Annotated in this window: 23 protein-coding genes and 1 tRNA gene; 13 read left to right on the top strand and 11 right to left on the bottom strand. The window is 36.6% G+C overall.

Annotated features, from left to right (window positions below; translation table 11 throughout):
* A partial coding sequence (gcvPA, locus tag Q0L68_RS03360; RefSeq protein ID WP_296699321.1) for an aminomethyl-transferring glycine dehydrogenase subunit GcvPA occupies positions 1 to 1,218 on the bottom strand: 1,218 nt, incomplete at its 3' end.
* Positions 1,219 to 1,498: 280 nt separating this feature from the next.
* Between gcvPA and Q0L68_RS03355 the strand changes: the two genes are divergently transcribed.
* Positions 1,499 to 2,995, top strand: coding sequence for a M28 family peptidase (locus tag Q0L68_RS03355; protein ID WP_296699318.1), 1,497 nt, complete (start codon positions 1,499 to 1,501; stop codon positions 2,993 to 2,995).
* Between the two features lie 36 nt (positions 2,996 to 3,031).
* Here Q0L68_RS03355 and Q0L68_RS03350 read toward each other — a convergent pair whose 3' ends face one another.
* Positions 3,032 to 4,405, bottom strand: coding sequence for a DEAD/DEAH box helicase (locus Q0L68_RS03350; protein ID WP_296699317.1), 1,374 nt, complete (start codon positions 4,403 to 4,405; stop codon positions 3,032 to 3,034).
* A gap of 48 nt (positions 4,406 to 4,453) precedes the next feature.
* On the opposite strand from Q0L68_RS03350, the gene Q0L68_RS03345 reads away from it, so the two are divergent.
* From Q0L68_RS03345 to Q0L68_RS03320, 6 genes are all read left to right on the top strand, one after another.
* Positions 4,454 to 5,797 (top strand): dihydroorotase, encoded by a 1,344-nt coding sequence (locus Q0L68_RS03345; RefSeq protein ID WP_296699314.1) that lies wholly within the window; start codon positions 4,454 to 4,456, stop codon positions 5,795 to 5,797.
* A gap of 76 nt (positions 5,798 to 5,873) precedes the next feature.
* A tRNA-His gene (locus tag Q0L68_RS03340) sits at positions 5,874 to 5,949 on the top strand.
* Positions 5,950 to 6,289: 340 nt separating this feature from the next.
* Complete coding sequence (locus Q0L68_RS03335) at positions 6,290 to 8,206, top strand: amylo-alpha-1,6-glucosidase (protein WP_296699312.1); 1,917 nt, start codon at positions 6,290 to 6,292, stop codon at positions 8,204 to 8,206.
* An 11-nt stretch (positions 8,207 to 8,217) separates the two neighbouring features.
* Positions 8,218 to 9,507: a glycosyltransferase family 4 protein gene (locus tag Q0L68_RS03330; RefSeq protein ID WP_296699307.1), complete on the top strand. Its 1,290-nt coding sequence runs from the start codon at positions 8,218 to 8,220 to the stop codon at positions 9,505 to 9,507.
* A complete protein-coding gene (locus Q0L68_RS03325; protein ID WP_296699304.1) occupies positions 9,504 to 10,703 on the top strand; it encodes a glycoside hydrolase family 57 protein in 1,200 nt (399 codons plus the stop codon). Before Q0L68_RS03330 ends, Q0L68_RS03325 begins: the two co-directional genes overlap by 4 nt.
* A gap of 333 nt (positions 10,704 to 11,036) precedes the next feature.
* Complete coding sequence (locus Q0L68_RS03320; protein ID WP_296699301.1) at positions 11,037 to 12,122, top strand: hypothetical protein; 1,086 nt, start codon at positions 11,037 to 11,039, stop codon at positions 12,120 to 12,122.
* Positions 12,123 to 12,193: 71 nt separating this feature from the next.
* On the opposite strand, the gene panB is transcribed toward Q0L68_RS03320, so the two are convergent.
* The 4 genes from panB to Q0L68_RS03300 form a co-directional block, all read right to left on the bottom strand.
* Complete coding sequence (panB, locus tag Q0L68_RS03315; RefSeq protein ID WP_296699298.1) at positions 12,194 to 13,015, bottom strand: 3-methyl-2-oxobutanoate hydroxymethyltransferase; 822 nt, start codon at positions 13,013 to 13,015, stop codon at positions 12,194 to 12,196.
* 3 nt (positions 13,016 to 13,018) lie between these two features.
* Positions 13,019 to 13,510, bottom strand: a complete 492-nt coding sequence (locus Q0L68_RS03310; protein WP_296699296.1) for a phosphoribosyltransferase family protein — start codon at positions 13,508 to 13,510, stop codon at positions 13,019 to 13,021.
* Between the two features lie 61 nt (positions 13,511 to 13,571).
* Positions 13,572 to 14,495: a ribosome small subunit-dependent GTPase A gene (gene rsgA, locus Q0L68_RS03305; RefSeq protein WP_296699293.1), complete on the bottom strand. Its 924-nt coding sequence runs from the start codon at positions 14,493 to 14,495 to the stop codon at positions 13,572 to 13,574.
* The gene (locus tag Q0L68_RS03300) at positions 14,485 to 15,735 is read right to left on the bottom strand and encodes a glycosyltransferase N-terminal domain-containing protein (protein WP_296699288.1); all 1,251 of its coding nucleotides are present in this window, start codon (positions 15,733 to 15,735) and stop codon (positions 14,485 to 14,487) included. The genes rsgA and Q0L68_RS03300 overlap by 11 nt, the downstream gene beginning before the upstream one ends.
* 188 nt (positions 15,736 to 15,923) lie before the next feature.
* Between Q0L68_RS03300 and Q0L68_RS03295 the strand changes: the two genes are divergently transcribed.
* Genes Q0L68_RS03295 through Q0L68_RS03285 form a run of 3 tightly spaced genes read left to right on the top strand, consistent with a single transcriptional unit; the run spans position 15,924 to position 17,789 of the window.
* A complete protein-coding gene (locus Q0L68_RS03295) occupies positions 15,924 to 16,409 on the top strand; it encodes a low molecular weight protein-tyrosine-phosphatase (RefSeq protein ID WP_296699285.1) in 486 nt (161 codons plus the stop codon).
* The gene (locus tag Q0L68_RS03290; protein WP_296699282.1) at positions 16,402 to 17,283 is read left to right on the top strand and encodes a fructosamine kinase family protein; all 882 of its coding nucleotides are present in this window, start codon (positions 16,402 to 16,404) and stop codon (positions 17,281 to 17,283) included. Before Q0L68_RS03295 ends, Q0L68_RS03290 begins: the two co-directional genes overlap by 8 nt.
* A complete protein-coding gene (locus Q0L68_RS03285; protein ID WP_296699279.1) occupies positions 17,280 to 17,789 on the top strand; it encodes a GNAT family N-acetyltransferase in 510 nt (169 codons plus the stop codon). Before Q0L68_RS03290 ends, Q0L68_RS03285 begins: the two co-directional genes overlap by 4 nt.
* Here Q0L68_RS03285 and Q0L68_RS03280 read toward each other — a convergent pair.
* Positions 17,786 to 18,904, bottom strand: a complete 1,119-nt coding sequence (locus Q0L68_RS03280; RefSeq protein ID WP_296699275.1) for a Gfo/Idh/MocA family oxidoreductase — start codon at positions 18,902 to 18,904, stop codon at positions 17,786 to 17,788. The two genes, Q0L68_RS03285 and Q0L68_RS03280, sit on opposite strands and share 4 nt — an antisense overlap.
* A gap of 87 nt (positions 18,905 to 18,991) precedes the next feature.
* On the bottom strand, positions 18,992 to 20,263 hold the full coding sequence (locus Q0L68_RS03275; RefSeq protein WP_296699271.1) for an aspartate kinase: 1,272 nt from the start codon (positions 20,261 to 20,263) through the stop codon (positions 18,992 to 18,994).
* Positions 20,264 to 20,320: 57 nt separating this feature from the next.
* Between Q0L68_RS03275 and fbp the strand changes: the two genes are divergently transcribed.
* Both fbp and Q0L68_RS03265 read left to right on the top strand, forming a co-directional pair.
* Entirely contained in the window at positions 20,321 to 21,352 is a 1,032-nt protein-coding gene (fbp, locus tag Q0L68_RS03270; RefSeq protein WP_296699269.1) for a class 1 fructose-bisphosphatase, read from the top strand.
* 73 nt (positions 21,353 to 21,425) lie between these two features.
* Positions 21,426 to 22,601 carry a PQQ-dependent sugar dehydrogenase gene (locus Q0L68_RS03265; RefSeq protein WP_296699266.1) on the top strand — a complete coding sequence of 392 codons (1,176 nt, stop codon included), beginning with the start codon at positions 21,426 to 21,428 and terminating at the stop codon, positions 22,599 to 22,601.
* Positions 22,602 to 22,663: 62 nt separating this feature from the next.
* Here the strand turns inward: Q0L68_RS03265 and Q0L68_RS03260 are convergent, their stop codons facing one another.
* From Q0L68_RS03260 to Q0L68_RS03250, 3 genes are all read right to left on the bottom strand, one after another.
* Positions 22,664 to 23,728, bottom strand: a complete 1,065-nt coding sequence (locus Q0L68_RS03260) for an NAD(P)H-dependent glycerol-3-phosphate dehydrogenase (protein WP_296699264.1) — start codon at positions 23,726 to 23,728, stop codon at positions 22,664 to 22,666.
* On the bottom strand, positions 23,706 to 25,403 hold the full coding sequence (locus Q0L68_RS03255; protein WP_296699322.1) for a 1-acyl-sn-glycerol-3-phosphate acyltransferase: 1,698 nt from the start codon (positions 25,401 to 25,403) through the stop codon (positions 23,706 to 23,708). Before Q0L68_RS03255 ends, Q0L68_RS03260 begins: the two co-directional genes overlap by 23 nt.
* Before the next feature lie 72 nt (positions 25,404 to 25,475).
* On the bottom strand, positions 25,476 to 25,961 hold the full coding sequence (locus tag Q0L68_RS03250; protein ID WP_296699261.1) for a DUF4199 domain-containing protein: 486 nt from the start codon (positions 25,959 to 25,961) through the stop codon (positions 25,476 to 25,478).
* A gap of 158 nt (positions 25,962 to 26,119) precedes the next feature.
* Between Q0L68_RS03250 and Q0L68_RS03245 the strand changes: the two genes are divergently transcribed.
* The coding region (locus Q0L68_RS03245; protein ID WP_296699259.1) for a polyprenyl synthetase family protein at positions 26,120 to 26,897 on the top strand (778 nt) is incomplete at its 3' end.

Below are 26,897 nucleotides of genomic sequence, written 5' to 3'. Positions count from 1 at the left end.
CATTGCTGAAAAATGAGCTTGATCGTGAGAACTTAATGTAACTTTAATAGTATCAAAAAACTCACCTTCACTTACTTCAAATCCTAGCTCCTTTAAGCTATTTGCTGTCAACTTTGCCAGGCCGTGAGTCCTTAAGGCAATATTCTTAAGTCCTTGTGGACCATGATACACTGCATAGAAACTTGACATCACTGCCAATAATACTTGTGCAGTACAGATATTTGAAGTAGCTTTTTCTCTTTTAATATGTTGCTCTCTAGTTTGAAGAGCCATTCTATAAGCTTTGTTGCCAGCTCTATCTACAGAAACCCCAATAATTCTACCAGGTATTTGCCTTTTGAATTCTTCTTTTGTAGCAAAGAAAGCGGCATGAGGCCCTCCATATCCCATTGGCACCCCAAATCTTTGGGCTGTACCAACAACTACATCTGCGCCCATTTCTCCAGGAGGTGTTAAAATAGTCAATGCTAATAGGTCGGCAGCAAATGCTGTATGAACTTTATTTTCTTTTGCAGCAGCGACTATCGCACTGTAATCCCTAACCAATCCATCAGAATCTGGATATTGAAAAAGCACACCGAATAATTCAGGATCAGTTACGTCTAATTCCTCAACAGAACCGTACGCAATCTCAATTCCTATGGGTTCAGCCCTGGTTTCCAAAACAGCTTTTGTTTGTGGAAAAACTTTTTCATCCACAAAAAACTTAGATGCTGTCTTTTTATCTCTCGATTTCACCGCGAATAACATCGCCATTGCTTCTGCAGCTGCAGTCCCTTCATCAAGCAAAGATGCATTCGCCAACTCCATTCCAGTCAATTCCATCACTACTGTTTGGAAATTGATTAAAGCTTCTAATCTTCCTTGAGCTATTTCGGCCTGATAAGGAGTGTAGGCAGTATACCACCCTGGATTTTCAAGAACATTTCTCAAAATCACATTGGGGACAAATGTGTCATAGTACCCTAACCCTATAAAAGATTTAAGCACTTTGTTTTTGGAAGCCAACTTTTTGAACTCAACCAAGAAATCAGTTTCCAATTGAGATGATGGTAAATTAAGTGGGCGCTCCAACTGAATGGATTTAGGAACCGTTTGATCGATTAATTCGTCAAGGGAGGAAGCTCCAATAGTTGTTAACATTTCGGCTATCTCCGTGTCAGTGGGTCCGTTATGTCTATTTTCGAATTTTACTGCGTTTGAAAGGTTGATCTTCATAAAGAACGTCGGGAAGAATGAATATTTGGGTTAAAACATGCCCTTGATTTTCAAAGTGCAAAGGTACAATTTATTGAGAGATAAAGCTTTTTAGATTTTCGATATTTTAACATGGTTTTAACTCTTATTTACAGACGGTTGTTTGAAGGGTCAAAAAATTATCTAGTTTTGGAGCGAAAAAAATGAAATAGGACATTTCTATTCCTCTGTAAAGGCAAAAGTCTTTTGGGATATATCAAGAAATTCCCTCAGAATAAATACTAAACCTAATTAATTACTAATGAATAAAAATTTGTTATTGACAGGTGCCATGTTATTGGGTCTATCCCTCCCAACGTTGGCTCAAAACATTTCTGCAACCAAGTACGCAGAAACAATCACTGCAGGAGACTTGACAAAACACCTTACTTATTTAGCATCTGATGAAATGAAGGGCCGAGATACAGGTTCCGAGGAGCAAAAGATTGCAGCAGAATACATTTCAGAATTTTACAAGAACCTAGGATTAACAGGACCAGTAAATGGAGGTTATTTACAACAAGTTGAGCTAGTAAGTAGCTCGTTTGATGAAGTAAATCTCAAAATTGGTAATAACAAACTTGTAAACAATGAAGATTTCGTTTTCACGGGTGACGGAGATATGAAAAAAGCAGCGAAAACTGACTTAGTATTTCTTGGGTTGGTTTCAGATGAAAACTTAGAGAAAGTTGATGTTACAGGAAAATTGGTTGGAATCTGGGCTGTGGGCCAAAGATCCAATGACCTGGTAGCGAAGGTAATGGATGCTGGAGCAGCTGGTATTGTTATCGTTTCTATGGAGGGTCAAGCGAATTTTGATAGAATTGCAAACCGGTATAAATCACTTGCTGGAAGAGGAAGAGTAGGCTTCGTTAAAGAAATAGAGCAAAGACCGATTTTCATGGTCAGTTCTGATAAAATGGCTGAACTTTTCAATACCCCTGTGGAAGTATTGAAAGAGGCTGCTAAATCTAATCCTGAGTCGATCAAATCTCAAAAGGCTACATACCAAATTGAGAAGAATATTAAACCTGTAGAATCTTCAAACATTTTAGCTTTCCTTGAGGGAACCGATAAAAAAGATGAAATCGTGGTTATTTCTTCTCATTACGATCACGTGGGTGTCAGCAGCACAGGGGAAGTGTTCAACGGCGCCGATGATGATGGGTCTGGAACAGTTTCAGTAATGGAAATCGCTGAAGCATTTGCCAGGGCAGCAAAAGACGGAAATGGTCCAAGAAGATCTATTCTTTTCCTCAATGTAACTGGTGAAGAAAAAGGATTGTTGGGTTCTGAATATTATTCCGAACATCCAATTTTTCCTCTGGAAAATACGATTGTAGATTTCAACATTGATATGGTGGGAAGAATCGATTATGAATACCAAGATTCTACCAATACAGACTTTGTATATGTGATTGGATCTGAAATGTTATCTACTGATTTGAAAAAGATTTTGGAATACAACAACATCACTTATTCGAATCTAATCTTGGATTACAGATACGATGCTGAAGATGATCCAAATAGATTTTATTACAGATCGGATCACTATAACTTTGCGAAGCACAACATTCCTATCGCTTTCTTCTTCAATGGAGTCCATGATGATTATCACCAGGTGACTGACACAGTTGATAAAATCGAATTCCCACTGATGGAAAAAAGAGCAAGATTAATTTTCTATACCGCTTGGGATGTTGCTAATAGAGAAAAACGACTTCCTGTAGACGGAACAAATACAAGAGGAACGAGATAATTGCAAACCAAAAGCGCTCCTGTCTAGGGGCGCTTTTTATTTACCCTTATTTTTTTGATGCTTGGTCTTTAATTGATTTCTATTCTTTTTCGCTTTAGAATTCTTATTACCTCGCTTTTTTTCTTCCTTGGCTTTTTCCGTAAAAGGATTTGCTTTTTTTCTTTCTTTCTTCTCGTGAAAAGCTCCTTTATAATCAGGATCATCCCGCTGTTTCAATCGGTCCAATTCCCTTGCATAAGCTTGCTTTTCTTCAAAGGGTGTATTGGGTATTTCCACCTCATCAGGAATTGGTAATTCCTCAACTGTCATTCTGATAATCTCTTCAATTCTCTCAAAATGATAGGTTTCCGCTGGATTCACAAAAGTTATTGCTTTTCCTTCTTGCTCTGCTCGACCTGTTCTACCGATCCTGTGCACATAATCCTCATAAATTAATGGTACATCGAAATTGATCACATGGGACACCATACTAACATCCAAACCTCTGGAAGCGACATCTGTCGCTACTAATATTCGAACATCTCCTCCTTTAAAATCCTCCATGGAGTTGATTCGCGTATTTTGACCTTTATTGGCATGAATCACACGAATCTCTCCAAAATGCCTCCTGTCTAAAAAGTGAAATACTTCCTCTGCGTTTTTCCGAGACCTTGTAAAAATGATTGCTCGATTTACAGTTTCTTCCTCCAGCAGCTTGGCTAAAAGATTAATCTTTGTCTTAATATTTGGGACAAGATATTTCACTTGACCAATAGTTTCCGCTGTAGTTGCTTGTGGGGTAACCTCTACACGCTCGGGAAATTCCAGAAATTCATAGGCTAGTTTTTCTATTCTGCCACCAAAGGTTGCGGAGAAAAGGAGATTTTGTCTTTTTACGGGGATAACTTCTAAAATAGATCGAATCTGAGGCATAAATCCCATATCCATCATTTTGTCCGCCTCATCTAAAACCATGGTTTTAATATCCTTAGTATAGATCTCATTCTTCCTGTACAAATCAATAAATCTACCTGGAGTCGAAATAATAATATCCACGCCAGCCTTTATATTTTCAATTTGGGTTTTGGGTCCTAGTCCGCCGTAAAGACATACTATTCTTAAATCTGTATATTTTGCCAATTGCCTCACCACTTCCTCAATCTGCATGACCAATTCTCTGGTAGGAGCTAAAATCATAGCTCTCGGATACATACTTTGGGCATATTTTACCTTCATTAAGATCGGCAAGACATAGGCTGCAGTTTTACCCGTACCTGTTTGTGCAATACCCAAAACATCATGTCCTGCAAGCGCAAGTGGAATAGATTTTTCTTGAATTGGAGTTGGATGAGTATATCCAGCCTCAGCTATTGCATCCAATAATTGGCGATTTAGCTTAAATGCTTCAAAATCTAGGGCCTCATTGCTCATGATTCGTTAATTTTATAGTATAATTTGAAAATGAATCTGATAGAATCGATGAAAAGTATTTTAATCACCGGCGCAAATATAGTCAATGAAGGCCGGATAAGTCCGGGAGATATTTTAGTAAAAGATGGAAGAATCGCAAAAATAGGATCAGATCTGAGTTCTGAATATGCTGATATACATATAGATGCCAATGGGAAATACTTACTTCCTGGCTTGATTGATGATCAGGTTCATTTTAGAGAACCTGGATTGACTCATAAAGCTGAAATATATACCGAAGCCAAAGCAGGCGTTGCTGGTGGTACCACAACATTTATGGAAATGCCCAACACAGTCCCTCAGGCCGTTACAATTGAACTGTTGGAGCAGAAATACAAAAGAGCATCAGAGGTTTCCTTGGCCAATTATTCTTTTTTCTTTGGTGCTACAAACGATAATTTGGATGAAATTTTAAGAGTAGACCCCAAAACAGTCTGTGGTGTAAAAGTTTTTCAAGGTTCTTCTACCGGAAATATGCTGGTTGATAATCCAGAAGTTTTGGAAAAAATATTTGCAGAATGTAAGACCATCATAGCTATTCACAGTGAAAACGATGATATTATCAAAGCCAACTTAAAATCATTTAAAGATATCTATGGTGATGACATTCCTGTAAAATTCCATCCAAAAATCAGATCTGAAGAAGCTTGCTATGACGCATCCAGCAGAGCTGTAGCCATGGCTAAAAAATACGGCACAAAACTTCATATTCTTCATATCAGTACCGCCAAGGAATTGGAGCTATTCGATAATTCTATTCCATTGGAGAAGAAAAGAATTACGTCTGAAGCTTGTATCCATCATTTATGGTTTTCTGAGGAAGATTATGAGAAAAAAGGGAATTTAATAAAATGGAATCCTGCTGTGAAAACCGCTCATGATCGGAATGAAATTTTCAAAGCAGTTTTAGATGGAAGGATTGATGTAATAGCAACAGACCACGCTCCTCACACTTTGGACGAAAAGTCCCAATCCTACACCAAAGCTCCTTCAGGTGGACCATTAAATCAGCATAGTTTGGTAGCGATGTTGGATTTCTATCATCAGGGAAAAATAAGTCTGGAGATGATCGTTCAAAAAATGTGTCATAACCTTGCTATCTTATTTGAGATAGAAGGAAGAGGATATATTCGGGAAGGTTATTTCGCAGATCTTGTATTAGTGGATTTAAATTCTCCATGGACAGTAAAAAAAGAGAATATCTTGTCAAAATGCGGCTGGTCGCCATTTGATGGACATACTTTCCAATCAAAGATTACACATACGATCGTTTCTGGACATTTAGCGTACGAAGAAGGAACATTCCACGAAGAAAAAAAAGGTGAAAGATTGAGTTTTTTAAGAAATTATTAAGCCTGACCTTGCGTAGGATGTCCCTAATAATTACTTTTGCAGACCGTTTGGGAAAGAAGAACTCAAATGTTTAAATGGTGATTGTAGCTCAGCTGGTTAGAGCGCTGGTTTGTGGCACCAGAGGTCGCCGGTTCGAACCCGGTCTTTCACCCAAAAACCCCTCTTTAGGAGGGGTTTTGTTGTTTAAAACATCCCTGTTTGGCATAACATTTGTCAAACTGAGCTTAAACTAAACCAATTTGCGATGTTTACTTTGTTTCAAACCTATCCTAAATTTCCGATCGTGAAGCGCATTAATGTAAGGATGACTAAAAACTACATTTCAAAATTTGAGGAATCGCTCAAAAATTTCGAAGAATTCCAAAAAGAGGGTTTTCAATCATAATTTTCTTAAAAAAATTAAAGGTTATGGTTTCATAATCTTTTTTTTATCCATATTATTTTTCTTATGGATGCAAAACTCTATTTTTAAATCCATTCAATAATTTATTTATGAGTTACATCCATTTTGACAAAACCCAGTTGATTAATTTAAATTATTCTCTGGACAGGGAGATTATAAGAACTAATAGATCTGGAACTTATACCAGTACAACAATTATTGGGTGTAACACAAGGAAGTATCATGGATTATTAGTTGTCCCACAACCACAAATAGATTCCCAGAATCATGTGATGTTATCCACTGTTCACGAAACCGTGATTCAGCATGGCGCTAGTTTTAATTTGGGGATTAGCAAGTTCCCTGGAAATTATTCACCAAGAGGACACAAATATCTTGAAGATTTTGATTCAGAACCTATCCCCAAACTCACTTACAGAGTTGGAGGAGTATTACTCCAAAAAGAACTGATATTAGATACCAATCGAGATCGTGTGATGATCCGATATACGCTGTTGGATGCACATTCACCGACTAAAATCCGGGTAGCGCCATTTTTAGCATTCAGACCATATCATAATTTGATGAAAGCAAATACTTTCATTAACAAAAAGTTTGGAAAAGTGCCAAATGGGGTAAAATTTCAGCTTTATGAAAAGTATGATCCTTTATTCATTCAACTATCAAAAAAAGGAGAATTCGTACCTGCTCCTGATTGGTATTATAACATAGAGTATATACAAGAGAGAGAAAGAGGCTATGACTATCAAGAAGACTTATATGTTCCTGGCTATTTTGAATTTGACATCAAAAAAGGTGAATCAGTAATTCTTTCGGCTGGACTCACAGAAGCAGATCCAAAAACCAGAGAATCAGCCTTCAAAAAAGAAATCGCTAGACGAATACCTAGAAATAACTTCGAAAATTGTTTAAAAAATTCTGCAGGTCAATTTATCCGAAAAAGGGATGGTGACACCAGAATTATTGCAGGATACCCTTGGTTTGGTTGGTGGGGGAGAGATACTTTTGTAGCAGCCCCAGGATTAACTCTGACTACAGGAGACAAAGATACTTTTTTGGATATTATGGAAACCATGTCCAAAGATCTTCATGGCCCATTATTTCCGAATGTAGGAAGCGGTGTCATTACTAACATGAATTCGATTGACGCCCCTATGTGGTATTTTTGGGCACTTCAGCAATATGTCATTTATACAAAAGACAGTAAGACCATAAAGAATAAATTCCTGGATAAAATGAAGGGGATTCTTGACGGTTATATTCAAGGCACGGATTTCAACATTAAAGTTTTGGAAAATGGCTTAGTCTATGGTGGAGAAGAAGGAAAAGCACTCACATGGATGGATGCCGTAACCCCAGAAGGACCTGTTACTCCCCGAATTGGATGTCCTGTTGAGATCCAGGCCTTATGGTATAATGCATTGTGTTTTTATCATGAACTTACCGGAGACGAAGAAATCAAAGCTCTTTCTGAAAAGACCAAAGAGTCTTTTGAAAAAGAATTTTGGTCTGAAGAACACGGATATCTCGCCGATGTAGTCAATGGATCGGATAAAGATTGGTCAGTTAGACCTAATATGGTATTTGCCACTTCTCTTCCTTATACTATGCTCAATGAAAGTCAAAAAGACCTTGTATTGGAAATAGTAAAATCTAAGCTTTTAACCACAAGAGGGTTGAGATCTTTGTCACCTGACGATTATGCATACAAGGGATATTATTTCGGTGATCAAATCAGTAGAGATCAGGCATATCATAATGGAACAGTTTGGACTTGGCCTCTAGGTCATTTTGTCGAAGGTTATATTAAATTACATGGAAAGTCAGCTTCCAACTTTATTAGTAAAATTATTAAAGGTTTTGATGGAGTAATGACTCAGTATGGAGTAGGAACTGTCGCAGAATTATATGATGGGGATCCTCCACATCGACCGAAAGGTGCTATCTCCCAGGCTTGGAGTGTCGCAGAATTACTTCGAATGATGGATTTGGTCAAAAAGATTTAAATAGCTTTTTTATGAAAGTATTGATGTTCGGGTGGGAATTCCCACCACATATTTCTGGAGGTCTGGGAACGGCTTGTTATGGTTTAGTCAAGGGTTTGACCCATCATAAACAAGATATAATTTTCGTTGTCCCGAAACTTTGGGGAGATGAAGAACCAATGGCCGACTTTGTCAATGCCAGTGATATATCTATCGATTATAGAGAAAAGAAATTTAAATCAATCTGGAAAAATCTCACTTATCTAGAAGTAAGTAGTTTTTTGGTCCCTTATCTAGGTCCTGAGGAATATCAGAAATTTACTGATTACGCCATTCATGATCGAACTGATGTGGATGAAAGTATCTTCACAACAAAGTATGAGTTTAGTGGGAAGTATGGCAAAAATCTAATGGAGGAAGTTTCCCGATATGCTTTAACAGGAGCCCAGATAGCCAGAGATCGTGACGATTTTGAGATAATCCATGCCCATGATTGGCTCTCTTTCCCTGCAGGTATTGCTGCAAAGGAAATTAGCGGAAAACCACTTGTTGCGCATGTTCATGCTACAGAATTTGATAGATCAGGAGAATCCGTAAACCAAGTGGTTTATGATATTGAAAGAGCTGGAATGCATGCCGCAGATCATGTATTAGCGGTTAGCCAATTGACAAAAAATATTATTATTAAAAAGTATGGGGTGCCAGCAAATAAGGTATCTGTTTTACATAATGCTGTATTAGATGCCAGTATTATTAAATCCACCTATCAAAAGAAAGTGCCTGAAAAGATTGTTACTTTTTTAGGAAGAATTACTTTCCAAAAAGGACCTGAATATTTTGTAGAAGCTGCTAAAAAAGTGATTGAAAAAGATCCAAACGTTCGATTTGTTATGGCTGGTTCAGGGGATCTATTAAATAGAATGATAGACCGAGTCGCTGAACTCAGGATTGCTACAAAATTCAATTTTACGGGCTTCCTTAAAGGAGATGACGTGGATCATATGTATGCGATTTCTGACGTATATGTAATGCCTTCAGTTTCTGAACCATTTGGAATTTCCCCTCTTGAGGCTGTACGGCACAATACTCCAGTAATTATTTCTAAGCAATCTGGGGTTGCAGAAGTTTTGACTAATGCTATAAAAATAGATTTTTGGGATATTGACGCTATGGCAGATGCCATTTTTGCTTTGTTACATTACAAAGGAATTTCTCAAATGTTTAAAGAGCTTGGAAGTCAAGAATTGAAGAAACTTAAATGGGAACATGTGGCCGCCAAGCTTGTTACCGTATATGAAAAAACTTTATCCCAAAAATCATGAGAACTATTTGCTTTTACTTTCAAGTTCATCAGCCTTTCCGTCTAAAACCTTATCGTTTTTTTGATATTGGAGAGGATCATCATTATTGGGATGATTTTAGCAATCGTAGTATTATGCGTAAGGTTGCACAAAAGTGTTATTTGCCTATGAACGCTTTGTTACTCGATCTTATAAATAAATATAATGGGGGCTTCAAAGTAACCTTTTCTATTTCAGGGACATTCATGGATCAAATGCAAGCATATGCTCCGGATGTATTGGAAAGTTTTCAGAAGCTGGTGGCAACAGGACATGTAGAATTATTGAATGAAACTTATTCCCATTCTTTAGCTTCCCTGAAAAGTAAAGATGAGTTTAAAGATCTCGTCTCTAAACACCAGGCAAAAATCAAAGAACTTTTTAATGGTTACACTCCTACTGTATTTCGAAATACTGAGTTAATTTATTCAGATCAAATTGGTGCGATGGTTGCCGAAATGGGATATGACGCAATGCTAACTGAAGGAGCTAAACATATATTAGGGTGGAAAAGCCCCAATTATGTTTATGTAAACAGTATTGAACCGAAACTAAAGGTTCTTTTAAAGAACTTTCAACTTAGTGATGATATCGCTTTTAGATTTGGAAATAAATCTTGGGACGATTACCCATTAACCACTGATAAATTTATCAAATGGATAAATGCCATACCAAAGGAGGAAGAAACTCTAAATTTATTTATGGATTATGAGACATTTGGCGAACATCAATGGGCTGAGACTGGAATTTTTGATTTTATGAAGCATCTTCCGGAAGCTGTTTTCAAACAAACTAATTTCGGCTTCTCAACTCCTTCGGAAATTGCTTCAAAAACCCCTCCAGTTGGAAAAATACATGTCCCTATTCCTATTTCATGGGCCGACGAAGAAAGAGATTTGACAGCTTGGCTGGGTAATGATTTGCAAGATGAAGCCTTTGATAGATTATATGATCTGGAAAAATTAGTCAATACGATAGAGGATGAAGAAATTCAACGCGATTGGAGATACCTTCAAACCTCAGATCATTTTTATTACATGTGTACCAAATTCTTCTCTGATGGGGATATTCACTCTTATTTTAGCCCCTACGACTCTCCTTATGATGCATTTATTAATTATATGAATGTGTTGAGTGATTTTATGATTCGTCTTAAAGAAAAGTCGAGTACGAAATAAAATTGAACGTAATATACTAATCACAAAAAGACCGAAATATTTCGGTCTTTTTTAGTTTATAGGGAAATCCACTTCAAAAACTCCTTTAGTCTTAAGTGAGAAACTGGGAATAAAATGTTTTTTTCATACGTCATTTGCCCTATTTATAAATTAAGTTTCACCATTTATAATTTAGTTTTTAAGATATATTTAATTGATAATCTGAACTTTATCGATTTCAAAAAGAATATCCAAAAAAATTTCATCCACTTTTGAGATTAAAAAAATCAATTCCAATGTCCTAATTTGGAGTTCGTAAAAATTAAAATCTGTTAAGTCTTAATATTTGAATTTATGAAAACCACAATTCTTTCCTTACTACTTTTCGGCTTAGGAATTTTCCAACCAGTAGAGCCATACATTTCTTCAAAAGATTATTCCGTAGAAGCTTTTCATAGAGGAAAACAATCATCAAAGTCTCCAAAAAGAGTTTATATCCAAAAGTTCCGGGCTCTGTTTGAGGTCTATGAAGAGGCTTCGGCAAGTACTGCTGGATCAAAAAACGACAGAGCTAATCGAACCACAACAGTATCTGGTACTAAGACTTCTATGGGGGTTCAGCTGAGCGGGGTAGATATTCCTGATTTTCAAAAAATAGTTGATGAAGCTTATGCAGATTTTGTAGCTCAACTAGAAGCCGATGGTTTTGAAATAATTACTGCAGAGGAAGCTGGAAAAACAGATTACTATTCTGGCTACACAAAAATACAAGGTGGAGCTTCTTCAACAGACCAGGCAACAGGATACGTTATGGTCACACCTACAGGCTATGATTATTGGGTTAAAGCAGTCTCAAACAGTGGCAGTGAAAAAGGCACATTTACTGATACAAGCTCAAAATTATCTAAAGATCTTGACGATGCATATGTGGCTGAAGCAACGTTTGTTTTCCCATTTGTGAATTTAGATGCAAGTTCAACCAGCTTTGCTAACTATGCCTCTTCCAAAGTAAAAGCTGACATTAATTTAAGATTGGCCGCAGCAGTGGGAACACTGGACAATGAGCAAATGAGTTTAGGTAAGTTTGCAAAAGGATTTACTACCTCACCGACACAGGGACGATTAGCTTCTCAAGTACGATTTGTAGCTGGTCATATGGCTAGCTCTCCACTTTTTGACTCCACTACTGGTATCAAAAGAGATGTTTACTTTGAGGGGATCTTTTCAGACACCAAATTAGTAGAAGTTACTTCTGCTGAGGTCGCTACCTTTTCCAAGACCGAATATCCGCAATTAGTAATGGTATCAGGAGGGGAAATGAACCTTGCTTCCCACTATGTAGCTTGTGATCGCGATAAATATATAGATTCGGCAAAAGGCTCAATAAAGGAAATGGTAGAAAGTGGAATCTCCAATTTCAAAAATTTGATATCCGAATAAAATAGAGAATCAGGATAATTATTAAATAGATCAACAAAAAAGAGCAGTTTTAACAAGCTGCTCTTTTTTGATTAATAACTTTCCGATTCGTTCGGAAAATCTTGATTCTTTACGTCTTTGATATAGTTGGCAAAAGCTTCTAACATGATAGATTGAAGATCTGCATATTGCCTTAAAAAACGCGGCTTAAACTCCTGGGTAATCCCCAGTAAATCATGTACTACTAAAACCTGACCATCCACCGCGCCACCAGCTCCAATCCCTATCACAGGAATAGAAACAGATTCAGCTACTTTTTTAGCCAATGATGCCGGTATTTTTTCCAATACTATCGCAAAACATCCACATTCTTCCAAAATTTTTGCGTCTTCCAGCAGCTTCTGAGCTTCAGATTCCTCCTTGGCACGAACGCTGTAAGTTCCAAATTTATAAATAGATTGAGGTGTCAGGCCTAAATGTCCCATGACTGGAACTCCTGCACTTAATATTCTCACAACAGATTCCTTAATTTCAGCTCCACCTTCTACTTTGATTGCGTGAGCTCCGGATTCTTTCATAATCCGAATAGCAGATCGTAAGGCTTCGGAACTATTTCCTTGATAGGACCCAAATGGAATATCTACAACTACAAAAGCTCTCTTGACAGCTCTTAGTACGGAGGACGCATGATAGATCATTTGATCTAACGTTATCGGAAGAGTTGTCTCGTGCCCAGCCATTACATTAGAAGCGGAATCACCAACTAAAATTATATCTATACCTGCCTCATCCACAATTTTCGCCATTGAATAATCATAGGCAGTAAGCATGGAAATTTTTTCACCCCGATTCTTCATTTCCTGAAGAATATGAGTAGTAATTCTTTTGATATTTGCTGAGGAATGTACCGACATGATTTAATTTAAATGGACTGAGTATTCATTCCCAGAAAAATCCACTTTGATGTGTTCATTCAAGGTTGTAGAAAGTTCGTAACCTGTATAATCAGGTTTTAGAGGAAAACGGCCATGACTTCTATTCACCAAAACCGCTATTTCCATTTTATATAACTCCTTGTCAAGAAATGGCTTCATCGCATACGCAAGCGTTTTTCCTGTATTCAAAACATCATCTACTAAAATCAGTGTTTTACCGGAAAGTTCTATCTCTTCTGAAAGCTCAATGTCTTCTGAAAGTAAATTATTCTTGTCTAATATAACTTCTAATTCTTCCACCTTAAGAGGGGATATTTTTTTTAGCTCTTGAAAAAGTAAGTCTGCCAAAATAGTCCCCATACCCGAGATTCCTGCGAAAACAACTCCGGCAGAATTGAGATTTCTTTCATAAATCTCAAATGCCATGCGGGTAATTTTTTTCTTGATTTGTTGATGATTGAGTACTTCGCTCATATGCATTTATTAAAGAATGAAAATTAGGTCAATTCTCTAAGGTTTCAAAATAAAGAAAGGGTTAACGGTAGGAATCCTCTTCATTCAAAATATTGAGATAACTCTGATATCTATATGGATGGATATAACCTTCGTCGACTTTTTTTCTTACCTCACAGCCAGGCTCATTGATATGCTGACAATTGTTGTATTTACATTCCCCAAGATACTTTCTCATTTCTGGGAAATAGTGGGAAAGTTCAAAATCATCAACATCCAAAATCCCAAATTCTTTAATACCAGGTGTATCTATTAAATCACCTCCTCCTTCCAAAGGGAAAAGCTCAGCGAAAGTTGTTGTATGAACTCCCTTTGCACTAAAGCCTGAGATTTCTTTTGTGCTTTGACCTGCTTGGGGTACCAATTTATTTAAAAGAGTTGATTTCCCTACTCCAGAATGTCCTGCTATTAAGGTTGATTTGTTTTGAAGAAATGGTCGGAATTTTTCAAACAATTCATCATCATTTAAAGCAGAAATTTCCACAACCTTATATCCCAATGGTTCATAAATTTCATGAATATCTAAAAGCCAATCTTCCGCATCTTCTCCAGATAATAGATCTAATTTATTAACCACCAAAATTGCAGGAATCCTAAAACTCTCTGTACTTACCAAAAATCTATCAATAAAACCAAGAGAAGTTCTTGGCTGCTTCATTGTAACAACAAGTATCGCTTGATCCACATTGCTGGCAATAATATGCGAAAAATGTTGCTTTCGAGTCGATTTACGAATGACATAATTTTCTCTGGGATGAATCGCCGAAATCACTGCCGTTTCCTGATTATCTTCTTTCGCCAAAGTCACCCAATCCCCCACCGCAATAGGGTTTGTCAATTTTAATTCCTCCTGTTTGAACTTCCCCTTTAATCTGGCAGAAATGAACTCTGTTTCCGTTTTGACTACATACCAACTCCCAGTTGATTTTATGACTCTACCTTCCATTTAAAGGATAATTTAATAAAACCTCATGGACTATTTTTTTTGCTGCTCCTAAATTAGATTCTACCCAATTTTTAGCCCCTAATTTTGATTCACTATAATATTTTTCTTCTTTTAAATTATTGAAAGTTCTTTTTAATTCTTCCGCATCCTTTACGGAAAAACCACAATTTTCTTTTACACTCTGAACAGCTTCCGGAAATTTAGATGTGTTTTTTAATGTTCCGAAAATCACCGGTACCTGAAAGCCCAATGGCTCCAATATATTATGTAGACCCTTACCAAATGCCCCTCCAACGTAAGCCAAAGTTGCATATTGATACAAAGAAGAAAGCATACCGATATTATCAATAAAAAGAATTCTATTTCCCTCAAAAATATCACTCTCTGAATATCTAATAGAATTCCCTTCGATAGATTCGGCCCAAATCCTCATTGGCTCTGGATTTAAGTCATGAGGAGCAATAATCCATAAATAATCCTGATTTTGATTTATTAGTGGAATTAAAAGGCGCATATCCTCCTCCCAGACAGATCCCAAAATCATCACATTTTCCTTTTCAACCCATTTTTCTATTTCAGGAAATTTTTTAGGTGTCAAAGCCGTCTCATTTACTCTATCAAATCTAGTATCCCCAGCCAAGATCCCATTTTTATATTCAATACTTTCCAAGAGTCTTATGCTATCAAGGTTTTGGGTGAAAATCCAATCAATTTGAAATAAGATTTTCCTAAAAAATCCTTCAGATTTAAAATATAATTGTTCAGGTCTAAAAGATGCAGAAAATAGAACCATCGGGATTCCCCTCTTTTTCAAGGCTAAAATATGATGATACCAAAGGTCATATTTCACAAAAAACACCAAGGAAGGATTCATGATTCTCACGAATTCAAAAGCTGTAGATTTTCTATCTAAAGGAATATAACTGATAAAATCTACATGCTCTTGAACTTTGCGAGTGGCGATATCATAACCAGAAGGGCTAAAAAAACTTACTAAGACCAAAACGTTTGGTCTCTTGAGTTTCAACTCTGCTATTACAGGCTTTGCTTGCTCGTATTCTCCAAGTGAAGCGACGTGAAACCAAACCAAATCACCAGAGTTTTTAGACCTGAATTCTTTTAGTTTATTCAGGAGACCTTTTCTCCCTTTCAAAAAATGGTTGATCTTTACACTGAAAATTCCCAGAAGTGGCAATACTGCTGTTATCAGTACAATAGCTATTCTATACAGCAAATTCATTTGCCAAAAGTAGCTAATCAAGACCACTTCTAAACCATATTCGTCAAACAGCCTTGTTCAAATAACAAAATTGGTTGTTATTTAAATAGAAATAAAAAATAAAAAGTGACACGTGCATTTATTCTTAAAATTAGCTACTTTCAAAAAGAGTCTACTTTTTAAAATAATTCGATTAGAGTTAAATTGATATGATTAAAGTTTTATTTGTCTGTTTAGGTAATATATGTAGGTCTCCTTTGGCCGAAGCGATTTTTAATGCAAAAGTAAAAGAGTCAAAACTTCCGTCATCTTTTAAGTCAGATAGTGCTGGCACTTCAGATTTTCATATTGGAGAACTTCCAGACGAGAGAACAATATTTACGGGCAAAAAACATAACCTTGAAATAAATCATCGAGGCAGACAGGTTAATAGAACAGATTTTAGAGATTTTGACTATATCATTGCTATGGATGATAATAATCTTCGAAATCTTCAAAACATGAAAATCCGATATGGTTTCCCTGATAAAAAAATATACCTAATGAGAGATTTTGTACCTGGTTCTGAAGGATTATCTGTTCCAGATCCTTATTATGGAGGAGAGGAAGGTTTTGAGGAGATTTATGAAATCCTCAATGATGCACTCGACAATTTTCTTAAGAAAGTGAAAGAGACTCATCAACTTTATGTATGATCTCAATGAAATCTACGAAAAAGTACTATTCCAAAGCCTAGGACCTCAGGTAAAATTAAAGTCTGCTTCCTTAGTAGCCGCAGGTAATCATAATCAAGGTATTCGCATTGAAGCCTCCGTCGGAAATTTCTTCCTCAAGCTCAATTTCGATCATGAAAAGGATATCCTTTTAAAGGAGTCACAAGGATTAGATTATCTTCGAAAAAACACTTTTCTTCAAATTCCTGAGACTTTTGGATGTGGAAGAGTTGGTGATTATAATTTTTTACTTTCAGAATTTATACCCTCAGGAAGGTATCAACTCGATTATTGGGAAACTTTAGGCTTTGGTTTAGCCGATCTCCATTTAAAAACAAATAGCCTTTTTGGATTGAAAGAGGATAATTACATCGCCTCCTTAGTTCAAAAAAATCTTCAAACAAAAAACTGGATTGATTTTTACATTGAACAACGGCTTGAGCCACTTCTAGGGAAAGCCTATTTTGATAGATTGATACCTCTTGATTTTTTGAAGAAATTCCAATCCATCTATCCAGTGATTGAATCAATTATTCCTCCAGAAAAACCCTCTCTACTGCATGGGGATTTATGGTCTGGTAATGTAATTTGTAATCCCAATGGGCAACCTTGCTTAATAGATCCTGCCGTTTATTTCGGTCATAGAGAAATGGATTTAGCCTTCAGTAGATTATTTGGTGGTTTTGATTCCCGTTTTTACCAATCTTATGAGTCCATCATCCCCTTAGAACCCGGGTTTGAGGGAAGAATGGGCATCTATAATCTTTACCCTTTACTGGTTCATTTGAATTTATTTGGAACTGCATATCTTCCCGGAATAGAAAGAATTATCCATCGCTATATTAGAAAATCATGAATATCATTATCAGATTCGCTACAGAAAATGATCTTGGTGCTATTCTTGAAATCAATAATTATGAAATTCTTCATTCGACTGTCAATTACGACTACAACCCCAAAACATTAGAATTTCAGAAAAATTGGTTTCGCGAGAAAACTGAAAATGGTTTTCCTATAATTGTAGTATCTGTAGATCAAGAAGTCTTGGGGTTTGCAACTTTTGGGATATTTAGAGCAAAGCCTGCATACCAATTTACCATAGAACACTCTATTTATTTACACCATATGGCAAGAGGAAAAGGATTAGGCAAACAACTAATGAGAGAACTTATTCGAATAGCAAAACAGGATGGCTATCATTTGATGGTTGGAGGTATTGATTCTAATAATCTAGATAGTCTTGAATTCCATAAAAGACTTGGTTTTCAGGAAATTGGTAGATTTAAAGAAGTGGGAAGGAAGTTTGACAAATGGCTAGATTTAATATTTGTTCAACTCCCTTTAGCAAAAGCATATTTCTAAACTAAATTAACCTTCTTTCCTGTCTTAACTGCCTCATAAATAGCATCTATAATAACCATATCCTTCAATCCTTCTTCCCCATCAACAGGAACTAAAGGTTTTTTCCCATCCAAAATAATAGCAGCCATCTCATCCATTTGAGTTGTTTGATGAGTTACATGAGGATTAGTAAGGGGGCCTTTGTGCGTCTTTCCTTCTATTGGCCCATATCCGGTGGAAGGCTGCATTTCTGCAAATCCCTTTAAACCATTGACGAAAAATTTATCCAAATTATTCATGCTATATGTTGATAAACAGGAGGCAACTGCCCCTCCAGGAAATCCTAATTGAAACTGAATGGTCTCATCAATTCCTTCTTTAAATTTTTCTGGATTATTTTTCGTCTCCTGTGCTGTCACCCAGATTGGCTCCTCACCTATCATGTATCTGGCACCATTGATGGAATAAATTCCAATATCCATCATTGCTCCACCACCTGAAAGCTCATAATTCAATCTCCATTGGCTTGGATCACCAATTATAAAACCGCTAAGCCCTTGAAAAAATAAAATTTTCCCAAAATCTCCATTCATTCTCATTTTGACAACTTCTTGAGTTTTAGCTTCAAAATGCATTCTATATCCAATCAACAATTTTACTCCTGCCGCATTACAAGCATCGACCATGATTTTACCTTCATTGGAATTGACCGCCATCGGTTTTTCACATATCACATGTTTCCCAGATTTCGCTACGCCCAGCGTATGTTCCATGTGAAGGCCATTTGGAGTGATCACATAAACAGCATCAATATCTGGATTGTCCTTGATTTGGTGATAGGTTTCATAATTGTAGCAGTTTTTTGCTGGGATAGCGTATTCTTTTTGCCAAGCTTCTATTTTTGATGGAGTACCACTGATTACCCCTACTAGCTTAGCACGCTTACAATCTTTCATCGCCCTCGCCACTCTTGTGCCATAACTTCCTAATCCCATAATGGCAACTCTAAGTGGTTGTTCATCTTGTTTTTCACTAAAAATCTCTTTGGTCATTGCTGCGATGGGGTTAAAAGGCGTTAGATTAAGAGCCAAAGCTGAAAGGCCTGCTTTTTGGAGAAAAATTCTTCTTGTTTTCATAGGGAGGTTTTTTTTGGGTTTTTAGCAAGACTCAAAATACAGAAAATCCTTGAAAAGCTTCCTTTTAAATCTTAATATCAATGTTTTTCATGCTTTTCTCCTTCTTACTATTTGGACTGTGTTCCTTGTGCTTTGCTCCAAAAATATATCAAAACCCTCCAATTGCGACACGATAGATTCTTTCTCTGGGTGCATAATGGTCAGTAGCTCTAGCCCCTCGTTGTATCTTATTTCAAACTCACTTCTTAATCTTTCCAATAATTTTTCAAAGTTGAATGGTTGAGAATCCATTACGAGAGAAATACTTATCGCTGAAATTTGAAGCATGTTTACCCTTAGCTTTAATCTTCGAAGCTCCTCATATACTTTATGAATATGAATTTCTTCAATAAATGTAAAGTCTGTTACTTTAAAACTTACTAAAACTTGATTCTCTTTTATAACAAAGGTTGAAATAGGGTTAAACGTTTCTATGGCATGAATTTTTGTTCCTATTGAATCAGGAGATAAGAATGATTTCACATATAATGGTATCCCCGCATTTGCTAAGGGTTTTATAGTTTTTGGATGGATAACAGAAGCTCCATAATATGTCATCTCTGCTGCTTGCTTGTAATCAAGTTCTGGAAACAAAACTGTTTCAGAAAATCTTTTTGGATCTGCATTCAGCACTCCCGGTACATCCTTCCAAATTGTTACTGAAGAAGCATTTAAACAACTTCCAATAATTGCGGCAGTAAAATCCGATCCTTCCCTACCTAGGGTTGTGGTTTTACCAAATTGATCCGCACCTATAAACCCTTGGGTAACCACAGGAAATTTCTCTAGTTTAGGTTTCAAATGCAATTGACAATTCTTTCTTGTCTTTTCCCAATTAATCTTAGCAAAGCGGTAATCATAGTTTGTTGAAATTATTTCTCTAGCATCTTGCCACAAAACTACCAAGCCTTCCAAGCAAAGAAATTCCATTACAATCTTAGATGAAATCAATTCCCCAAAACTTACTATTCCATCATAAACCTCATCATAGTTTTCTTTTGAAAGTTCGACTTCTAGTTTCTTTTCCAAAGAAATAAACTGGTTTTCCAAAACTGAGAAAATCCGGTGGTTTTCAGGAAACAATTCCTGGCATATCCCAAAATGGTAAGATTTTAAATTTGCATATTTCAAAGAAAAATCATTTTTCTCCAGCTTCAAATTAAGAATGGTCTCCAGTAAATTGGTTGTCTTTCCCATGGCTGAAACTACTATTACAATATTTTTACGCAATCGATTACGGAGAATTTTAGCTAAATTTTTTAAGGCATCGGCATCTTTAACAGAAGCTCCTCCAAATTTGAAAACATTCGTTTTTGTCATAAAATAATATTCTTAATTTTCCTCAATCTAAATTCAATTATTGTACTTTTCCGCGAAATGAAAATTCTACCTTACCAACCAAATCAAAGTGGCTTAGCTTATTCTGTAGGAACCACATTAGACCGTTTTATAAAATCAAAACAAAGTGATTTCCCCTTTGCTTCTGGAGAGTTATCCCAACTTCTTAGAGACATCGCCCTGGCATCCAAGATAGTCAATCGAGAAACCAATAGAGCAGGGCTTTCCAATATAGGAGGAGCCTTTGGACAGACAAATGTGCAAGGTGAAGAACAGCAAAAGTTAGATGTCATTGCCAATATTCGATTCATTCGTGCTTTAAGTAAAGGAGGCGAAGTCTGTGCCATAGTTTCAGAAGAAGAAGATGCTGTCATAGATCTTCAAAATAAATCCGGAAAATATGTAGTTGCAATCGATCCGTTAGATGGAAGCTCAAATATTGATGTCAATATCAGTATTGGAACTATATTTTCTATTTACAGAAGAAAGACTCCAGCCGGAAGTCCAATCTTAGAAGAAGATATTATGCAGCCGGGAACTGAACAAGTGGCATCTGGTTATGTGCTCTATGGATCTTCCACGATGCTGGTTTATACCACTGGATTTGGTGTAAATGGTTTTACTTACGAGCAGTCTCTTGGAGATTTTTTTCTTTCGCACCCCTCTATTCAAGCTCCTGAAAACGGTTCAATTTATTCCATAAATGAAGGAACTCAAAACGAATGGGAAAATGGTGTTAAAGCTTATATCGATTCTTGTAAAAACAAAAATTACTCTGCGAGGTATATTGGAAGTTTGGTAGCGGACTTTCATAGAAATTTACTGAAGGGAGGCATTTATATTTATCCGGCCACCCAAAAAAACCCTAAGGGTAAACTCAGACTTATGTACGAAGCAAATGCACTAGCTTTTATAGCGGAACAGTCAGGAGGCATTGCCACAGATGGAAACAAAAGGATTTTAGAAATTCAACCTGAAAGTCTCCATCAAAGAACTCCACTTTTCATTGGCTCCAGAAAAATGGTAAATGAGGCGTTATCTTTTATCCAAAAAAGTCCAACCAAACCTTAATAAAAGAGATCTAAATACTAAGAAAAATAATTTGAAGAACATCAACTATCTTTGAACTTCAAATGATAAATATATGACGCTACAAAAAAGAATATTTAACTTTTCTAAACTAGCCATTGCCACAGCACTTTTATTTGCCTGCGAGCAAAAAGCTGAGGTATTAGAAGAAGTACCTGCAGAACCGATTGACGAAACTTACGCAATACAATCAGAAAAACTGCTTTTCAATGTAGACACCTTGTATACTGGTTTCGATAATCCCTGGGGTATGACTTGGTTGACAGATGGAACCTTATTGGTTACTGAGAAAGAGGGTGAAATCTTAATCTTCAAGGACGATAAATTTACAGGCGATAAAGTACTGGGTCTTCCCGAAGTTTCCACCAAAGGACAAGGTGGACTATTGGATATTGAAGCCCATCCTAATTATGGTGAAAATGGATGGCTTTATATCAGTTATGCAAAACAAGTTTCGGAAGAAGAAACTACTACTGCCATCATGCGATTCAGACTTGATGGAAATAATGCAGTAGACCAAGAGGAATTGATTCAATCTCAACCTGCTTGGAAAGGAGGAAATCACTACGGAAGTAGAATCGTTTTCGATAATGACGGGTATTTATTCTATTCCAATGGTGACCGATTTGATCGCTCAATAAATGCTCAGGAACTCACAAATTCTCATGGAAAAATTCATAGAATCCATGATGACGGTAGAATTCCTGAAGACAATCCTTTTGTAAACACACCAGATGCTGTTCCATCAATTTGGTCTTATGGTAGTAGAAATCCACAAGGTCTTTACTTTGACAAAAGTAACAATAGACTTTGGGAATCAGAACATGGCCCTATGGGTGGTGATGAATTGAACTTGATAGAAAAAGGAAAAAATTATGGTTGGCCGGTGATTACTTACGGCAAAAATTATGACGGCACCACTATCACAGAGGTTACTGAAAAAGAAGGTATGGAACAGCCGGTTACATATTATGTCCCTTCTATTGCCACTTCAGGTATTACCATGGTTACCTCTGATAAATATCCAGCTTGGAAAGGAGATATTTTAATCGGAGCACTTGCTAAAATGCATATCAACAGAGTAGATATGGACGGTACCAAAGCGCTTTCACAGGAAATCATGCTTCAAGATATTGGCAGAGTAAGGCAAGTAAAAGAAAGTCCAGACGGGTATATTTATGCCGTCACTCAAGCTACTGGACTCTTGATAAAAATTATTCCAATTAGGTAAATACAACTAGGACAAAAAAGGCTTCTGATTGATTTCAGAAGCCTTTTTTTGTTCTTTCCAGTTTAGACAAAATCAATATCAACATTAAAAGGATATTTCATTAAAAATTGTAATGCTTCCTTAATATCAAAATCTTCAAAAAGTACCCGATACAAATATTCTGTAATTGGGGCCCTGAGATCTGCCGTTTCCAAGAATGCCTTGATTATCCGAATGGTATTAATACCCTCTGCCACTTCTTCCATATCTGCCATAATCTCTGGTAGTTTTTCACCTTTGGCTAATCTAAATCCAACCGTGAAATTACGTGAATCAACAGAATTACAGGTCGTAACCAAATCCCCTATCCCTGCCAATCCAATTACAGATTTTACGCTTCCACCGAGTGCATTGCTCAAATGAACCATTTCTACCATTCCCCTAGAAATTAACAGTCCTTTAGCATTTTCTCCTAATTCCAATCCAGCCAAAGCTCCGGCTGCTATAGCAATAATGTTTTTCAACACACCACTTAGTTCAACTCCTATAATATCTGAGTTTCCGTAAACTTGAAACTTTTCAGACCTAAGCAAGCTCTGTCCTTCTAAGATTACTTCATTGTACTTACTGGCAATTACTGTCGCAGCTGGTTGTCCTTTGACCAATTCCTTGGAAAGATTTGGTCCCGCCAAGCATCCAACTCTGACCACTACTGTTTCCTGCAAAATAACCTCGCTCATTGTTAGAATTTGAGATCTTTGAATCTTTTGAACTGACTCCAAAGTCTCTCCCATCCCTAAATTCAGACATAATCCTTTGGTTCCATGAATGATCAAATGATAGGGTAATAAAAAAGGAGCAAATGTCTTAGTGACTTCCTGAAATCCGGAAGATGAAACCATCATAAAAATAATATCACATGTTTCGCATATTTCTTGCGGGTCAAATGTGCCTTTTATCCCTGGGTTTAAAGGTTTTCCTTGGGCAGTATGCTTCGTATTTATTTCTTGAACTACCTCCTCTTTTCTGGCATAAACCATTACGGGGTTCTTTTCTGCCAGCATATTTGCTATAGCCGTTCCAAAGCTACCGACTCCTATCACTCCAATCCATTTAACTTTGGTATTAGAAGAGTTTTTCGAGGCCATATCCAGTCAATCTATTGTGATAAAAATAAAGTAAACTCATGTCTTCAGTGACAATATCACCTTGCTCATTTCGAATTAGAGGACGTTTTGCATGGTACATTCCAACGTTATCCAATCCATGCTTGATGATTTCATCCATCTCTTGTTGAAGGTGCGGAGCAACGTTTATTAAACCTTTTGATTTAAGTTCATAGACCCTATTCATAACCCTTTGGCAATTAACTTTAAACTCATCATAGGATAGAACGATTTCTTCTTCAGGCAATCGGATCAAGTCGAAGAGATCTAATTTTCTATTGGTTGATTGAATCATTTCAAAGGCTGTAAATGCCACTAAATGCGAACTAAAGACACGATTGATTTTATGAAATTCTTCCACAATACGCCTTCCAAGCATATTTGTATACTCTTCTTCCCTTTGTTGATCCACGGTCACGACACCTTCAGATAAAAAGTAATCTCTTGTATTTATACTTCTCCCCTTTTTATCTAGACTGTTTCCATCCTCATCAACATAGTTGCCAAGAACATCCATCGCTTTCCCAATAGAAACAGAAATATCTGATCCTTTAGTAAAGAACTTCAAAAGGAATTTTGAGATTTTGTATGAGTTTGAGAACTCATCATTCTCTTTATAATATCTCTCTTGCCCAGTAATACTTAAATGATCTCTAATCAAACTAGGCGCTTCTAGTACAAAGTGGTAATTAATTGTAACTGGCACGACGAAGACTTTTCCGGATATATCATTTAGGCCGTTTTGAAAGTTAGCCCTTTGCGCCTCAATCGCTGTACTCAATAAGCCAAGTTTTAGTCTGGATTCAATCATTCCACTTCTCGACCTTGTTCCGCCGGGAAAGAAAAGGCTATGACAACCAAACTGAATGGCCTCTTTAGAATAGGTCTTTAAAGTTTCTAAATAAAGCAAATTCTTCTTTCGTCGGTCCACTTTATAAGCCCCAAGAGAATTCATGAAATAAGCGAAAATTGAAATGTTAAATAGGTTCAATCCAGCACCATAAATAAATGGAGGTAAGCCTAAAACAGAAATTATCCAACCTATTAAAATACTGTCAAGATTACTAAAATGTGTAGGAACCATGACAATAGTTCCTTTGGTTGCCAGATCCCTCAATTGGTCTGTTTCTCCAGTAATTTGAATCTTATCCTGAAGTGAATACTGCTTGCTGAAAATCGATCTAAATCCTTTTACTCTGGCTGCATTGAGTAATCGAGAGAATCCAAAAGTGACAACACTTCTCGTAAATTTGTAATGAGTATGTTTAAAATTACTAGCAATTTCCTCTGCATAGCGAGAGGTAATTCTATTCAAAATGGATTTATATTCTTGAATTTTTTCAATCTTTGATAATCCAGTAGCTGAATTGATTTGAAGTAAAGATGCTTTAACTTCCCGCCAAAAAGAACTTTCATCATCAGGATCTACAACCCATGGATTTTGCTTAATCCGGAGTTTTTCTCTGTACAAAGTTGTCTCCAATTCCTCTTTTAGGATATCTGGATTTTTTTCTGCTAAATTCAAAATCCTTTCTTCTGCAAGATCAGAGACTTTCTTGACGAATTCTTTCCGTTCTCGCGCCAGCTTCACAACAGGCCACTCATTCTTACTTGGAATGATTGGTTCGTACTTATGTTTAAGATATTTTTCCTCCAAGTGGAATTCCAATTTAAAAACGCTTCAAAGATAACAAAAGCCTTTTGCTTAAACTCCACCTATTTCATTAACTCACCCTGGCTTCTTTGATTTTGTGAAAATAGCTACAATTGCAGCGGTAATTATTCCCATTACCAAAGCACCAATCACTGATTGGATCATATAACTTTTCAGGTTAAACCACCCTTCAGCTTCTTCCTGTGTCAAAGCTCCTGAACTCACAGAATATTCTATCATATTACTAAAAAATTCAGGCGTAATATATTCAACCGTGATATATTGAGAAAAAGGACTTAAAACGGCGACTATAACGGAAATTATCACCCCTGATAAAAATCCCTCTTTATAAGACATCTGACCATGGTAATAGTTCTTTTTTTTGTCCAAAAGTGCAAATACATAAATTATAATAGAAGGAATCGCAACCAGATTTGTAAATGAGGAATGCTGGTCTATCAACTCATCATGCCAGCCCAAAGACTTCTCCAAGAACATCCAAGCAAGCATCATGAGAACAAAAATGAAGGCCCATTTGATTTCAATACTGATGTTTTTCATAACAGAATTAGCTAGGTGAAGTTAAGGTGTTAAATAAATCCTATTTAAGTTACAAAAAAGTCATAATAAATAGCCAATCGTAAGGATTCTTAATCTATGAAGGTGATATTCCTTGCCCATGAAAGAAAGGGTATTATTTTTACGACACAATTCATCGGATGAAAGCTGACCTCAAACAAATACAAGTTCCCATTGAAGCCGAAATGGCAGAGTTCGAACAAAAGTTTCGGGGCTTAATGAAAAGCAAAGTCAAGCTTTTAGACCATATCATGAACTACATCGTGAAGCGAAAAGGAAAGCAAATGCGACCGATGTTTGTTTTTTTGACTGCTGGAATTACCGGAGGTATCAATGAATCCACCCATAGAGGAGCTGCATTGATAGAATTATTACATACGGCAACCCTCGTCCATGATGATGTTGTGGATGATTCCAATTATAGAAGAGGCTTTTTCTCCGTAAATGCCCTCTGGAAAAATAAAATCGCGGTTCTAGTTGGAGACTATTTACTTTCGAGAGGTTTATTGTTAAGCGTAGATAATGAGGATTTTCATCTCCTTAAAATCGTTTCAAATACCGTTAAGGAAATGTCTGAAGGTGAGTTACTTCAAATTGCCAAAGCTAGAAAACTCGACATTACAGAAGAAGTTTATTATCAAATAATCCGCCAGAAAACAGCAAGTTTAATTGCTTCTTGCTGCGCAGTAGGAGCTTCCAGTAATGACAATGAAACTGAGTTGATTGATAAAATGAGAACCTTTGGCGAAAAGGTAGGAATGGCATTTCAGATCAAAGATGATCTTTTTGATTATGGCGAAGATGAAATCGGAAAGCCAGTTGGTATTGATATCAAAGAAAAGAAGATGACTTTGCCTTTGATCTATGCTTTAAATCAAAGCGACTGGTTGGAAAAAAGAAGAATAATAAGTCTAATCC

The sequence above is a fragment of the Algoriphagus sp. genome (assembly GCF_024642405.1).
Taxonomy (GTDB): Bacteria; Bacteroidota; Bacteroidia; order Cytophagales; family Cyclobacteriaceae; genus Algoriphagus.
The sequence above is the reverse complement of the archived record's forward strand: the minus strand, read 5'-3'. Positions and strand labels throughout refer to the sequence as shown.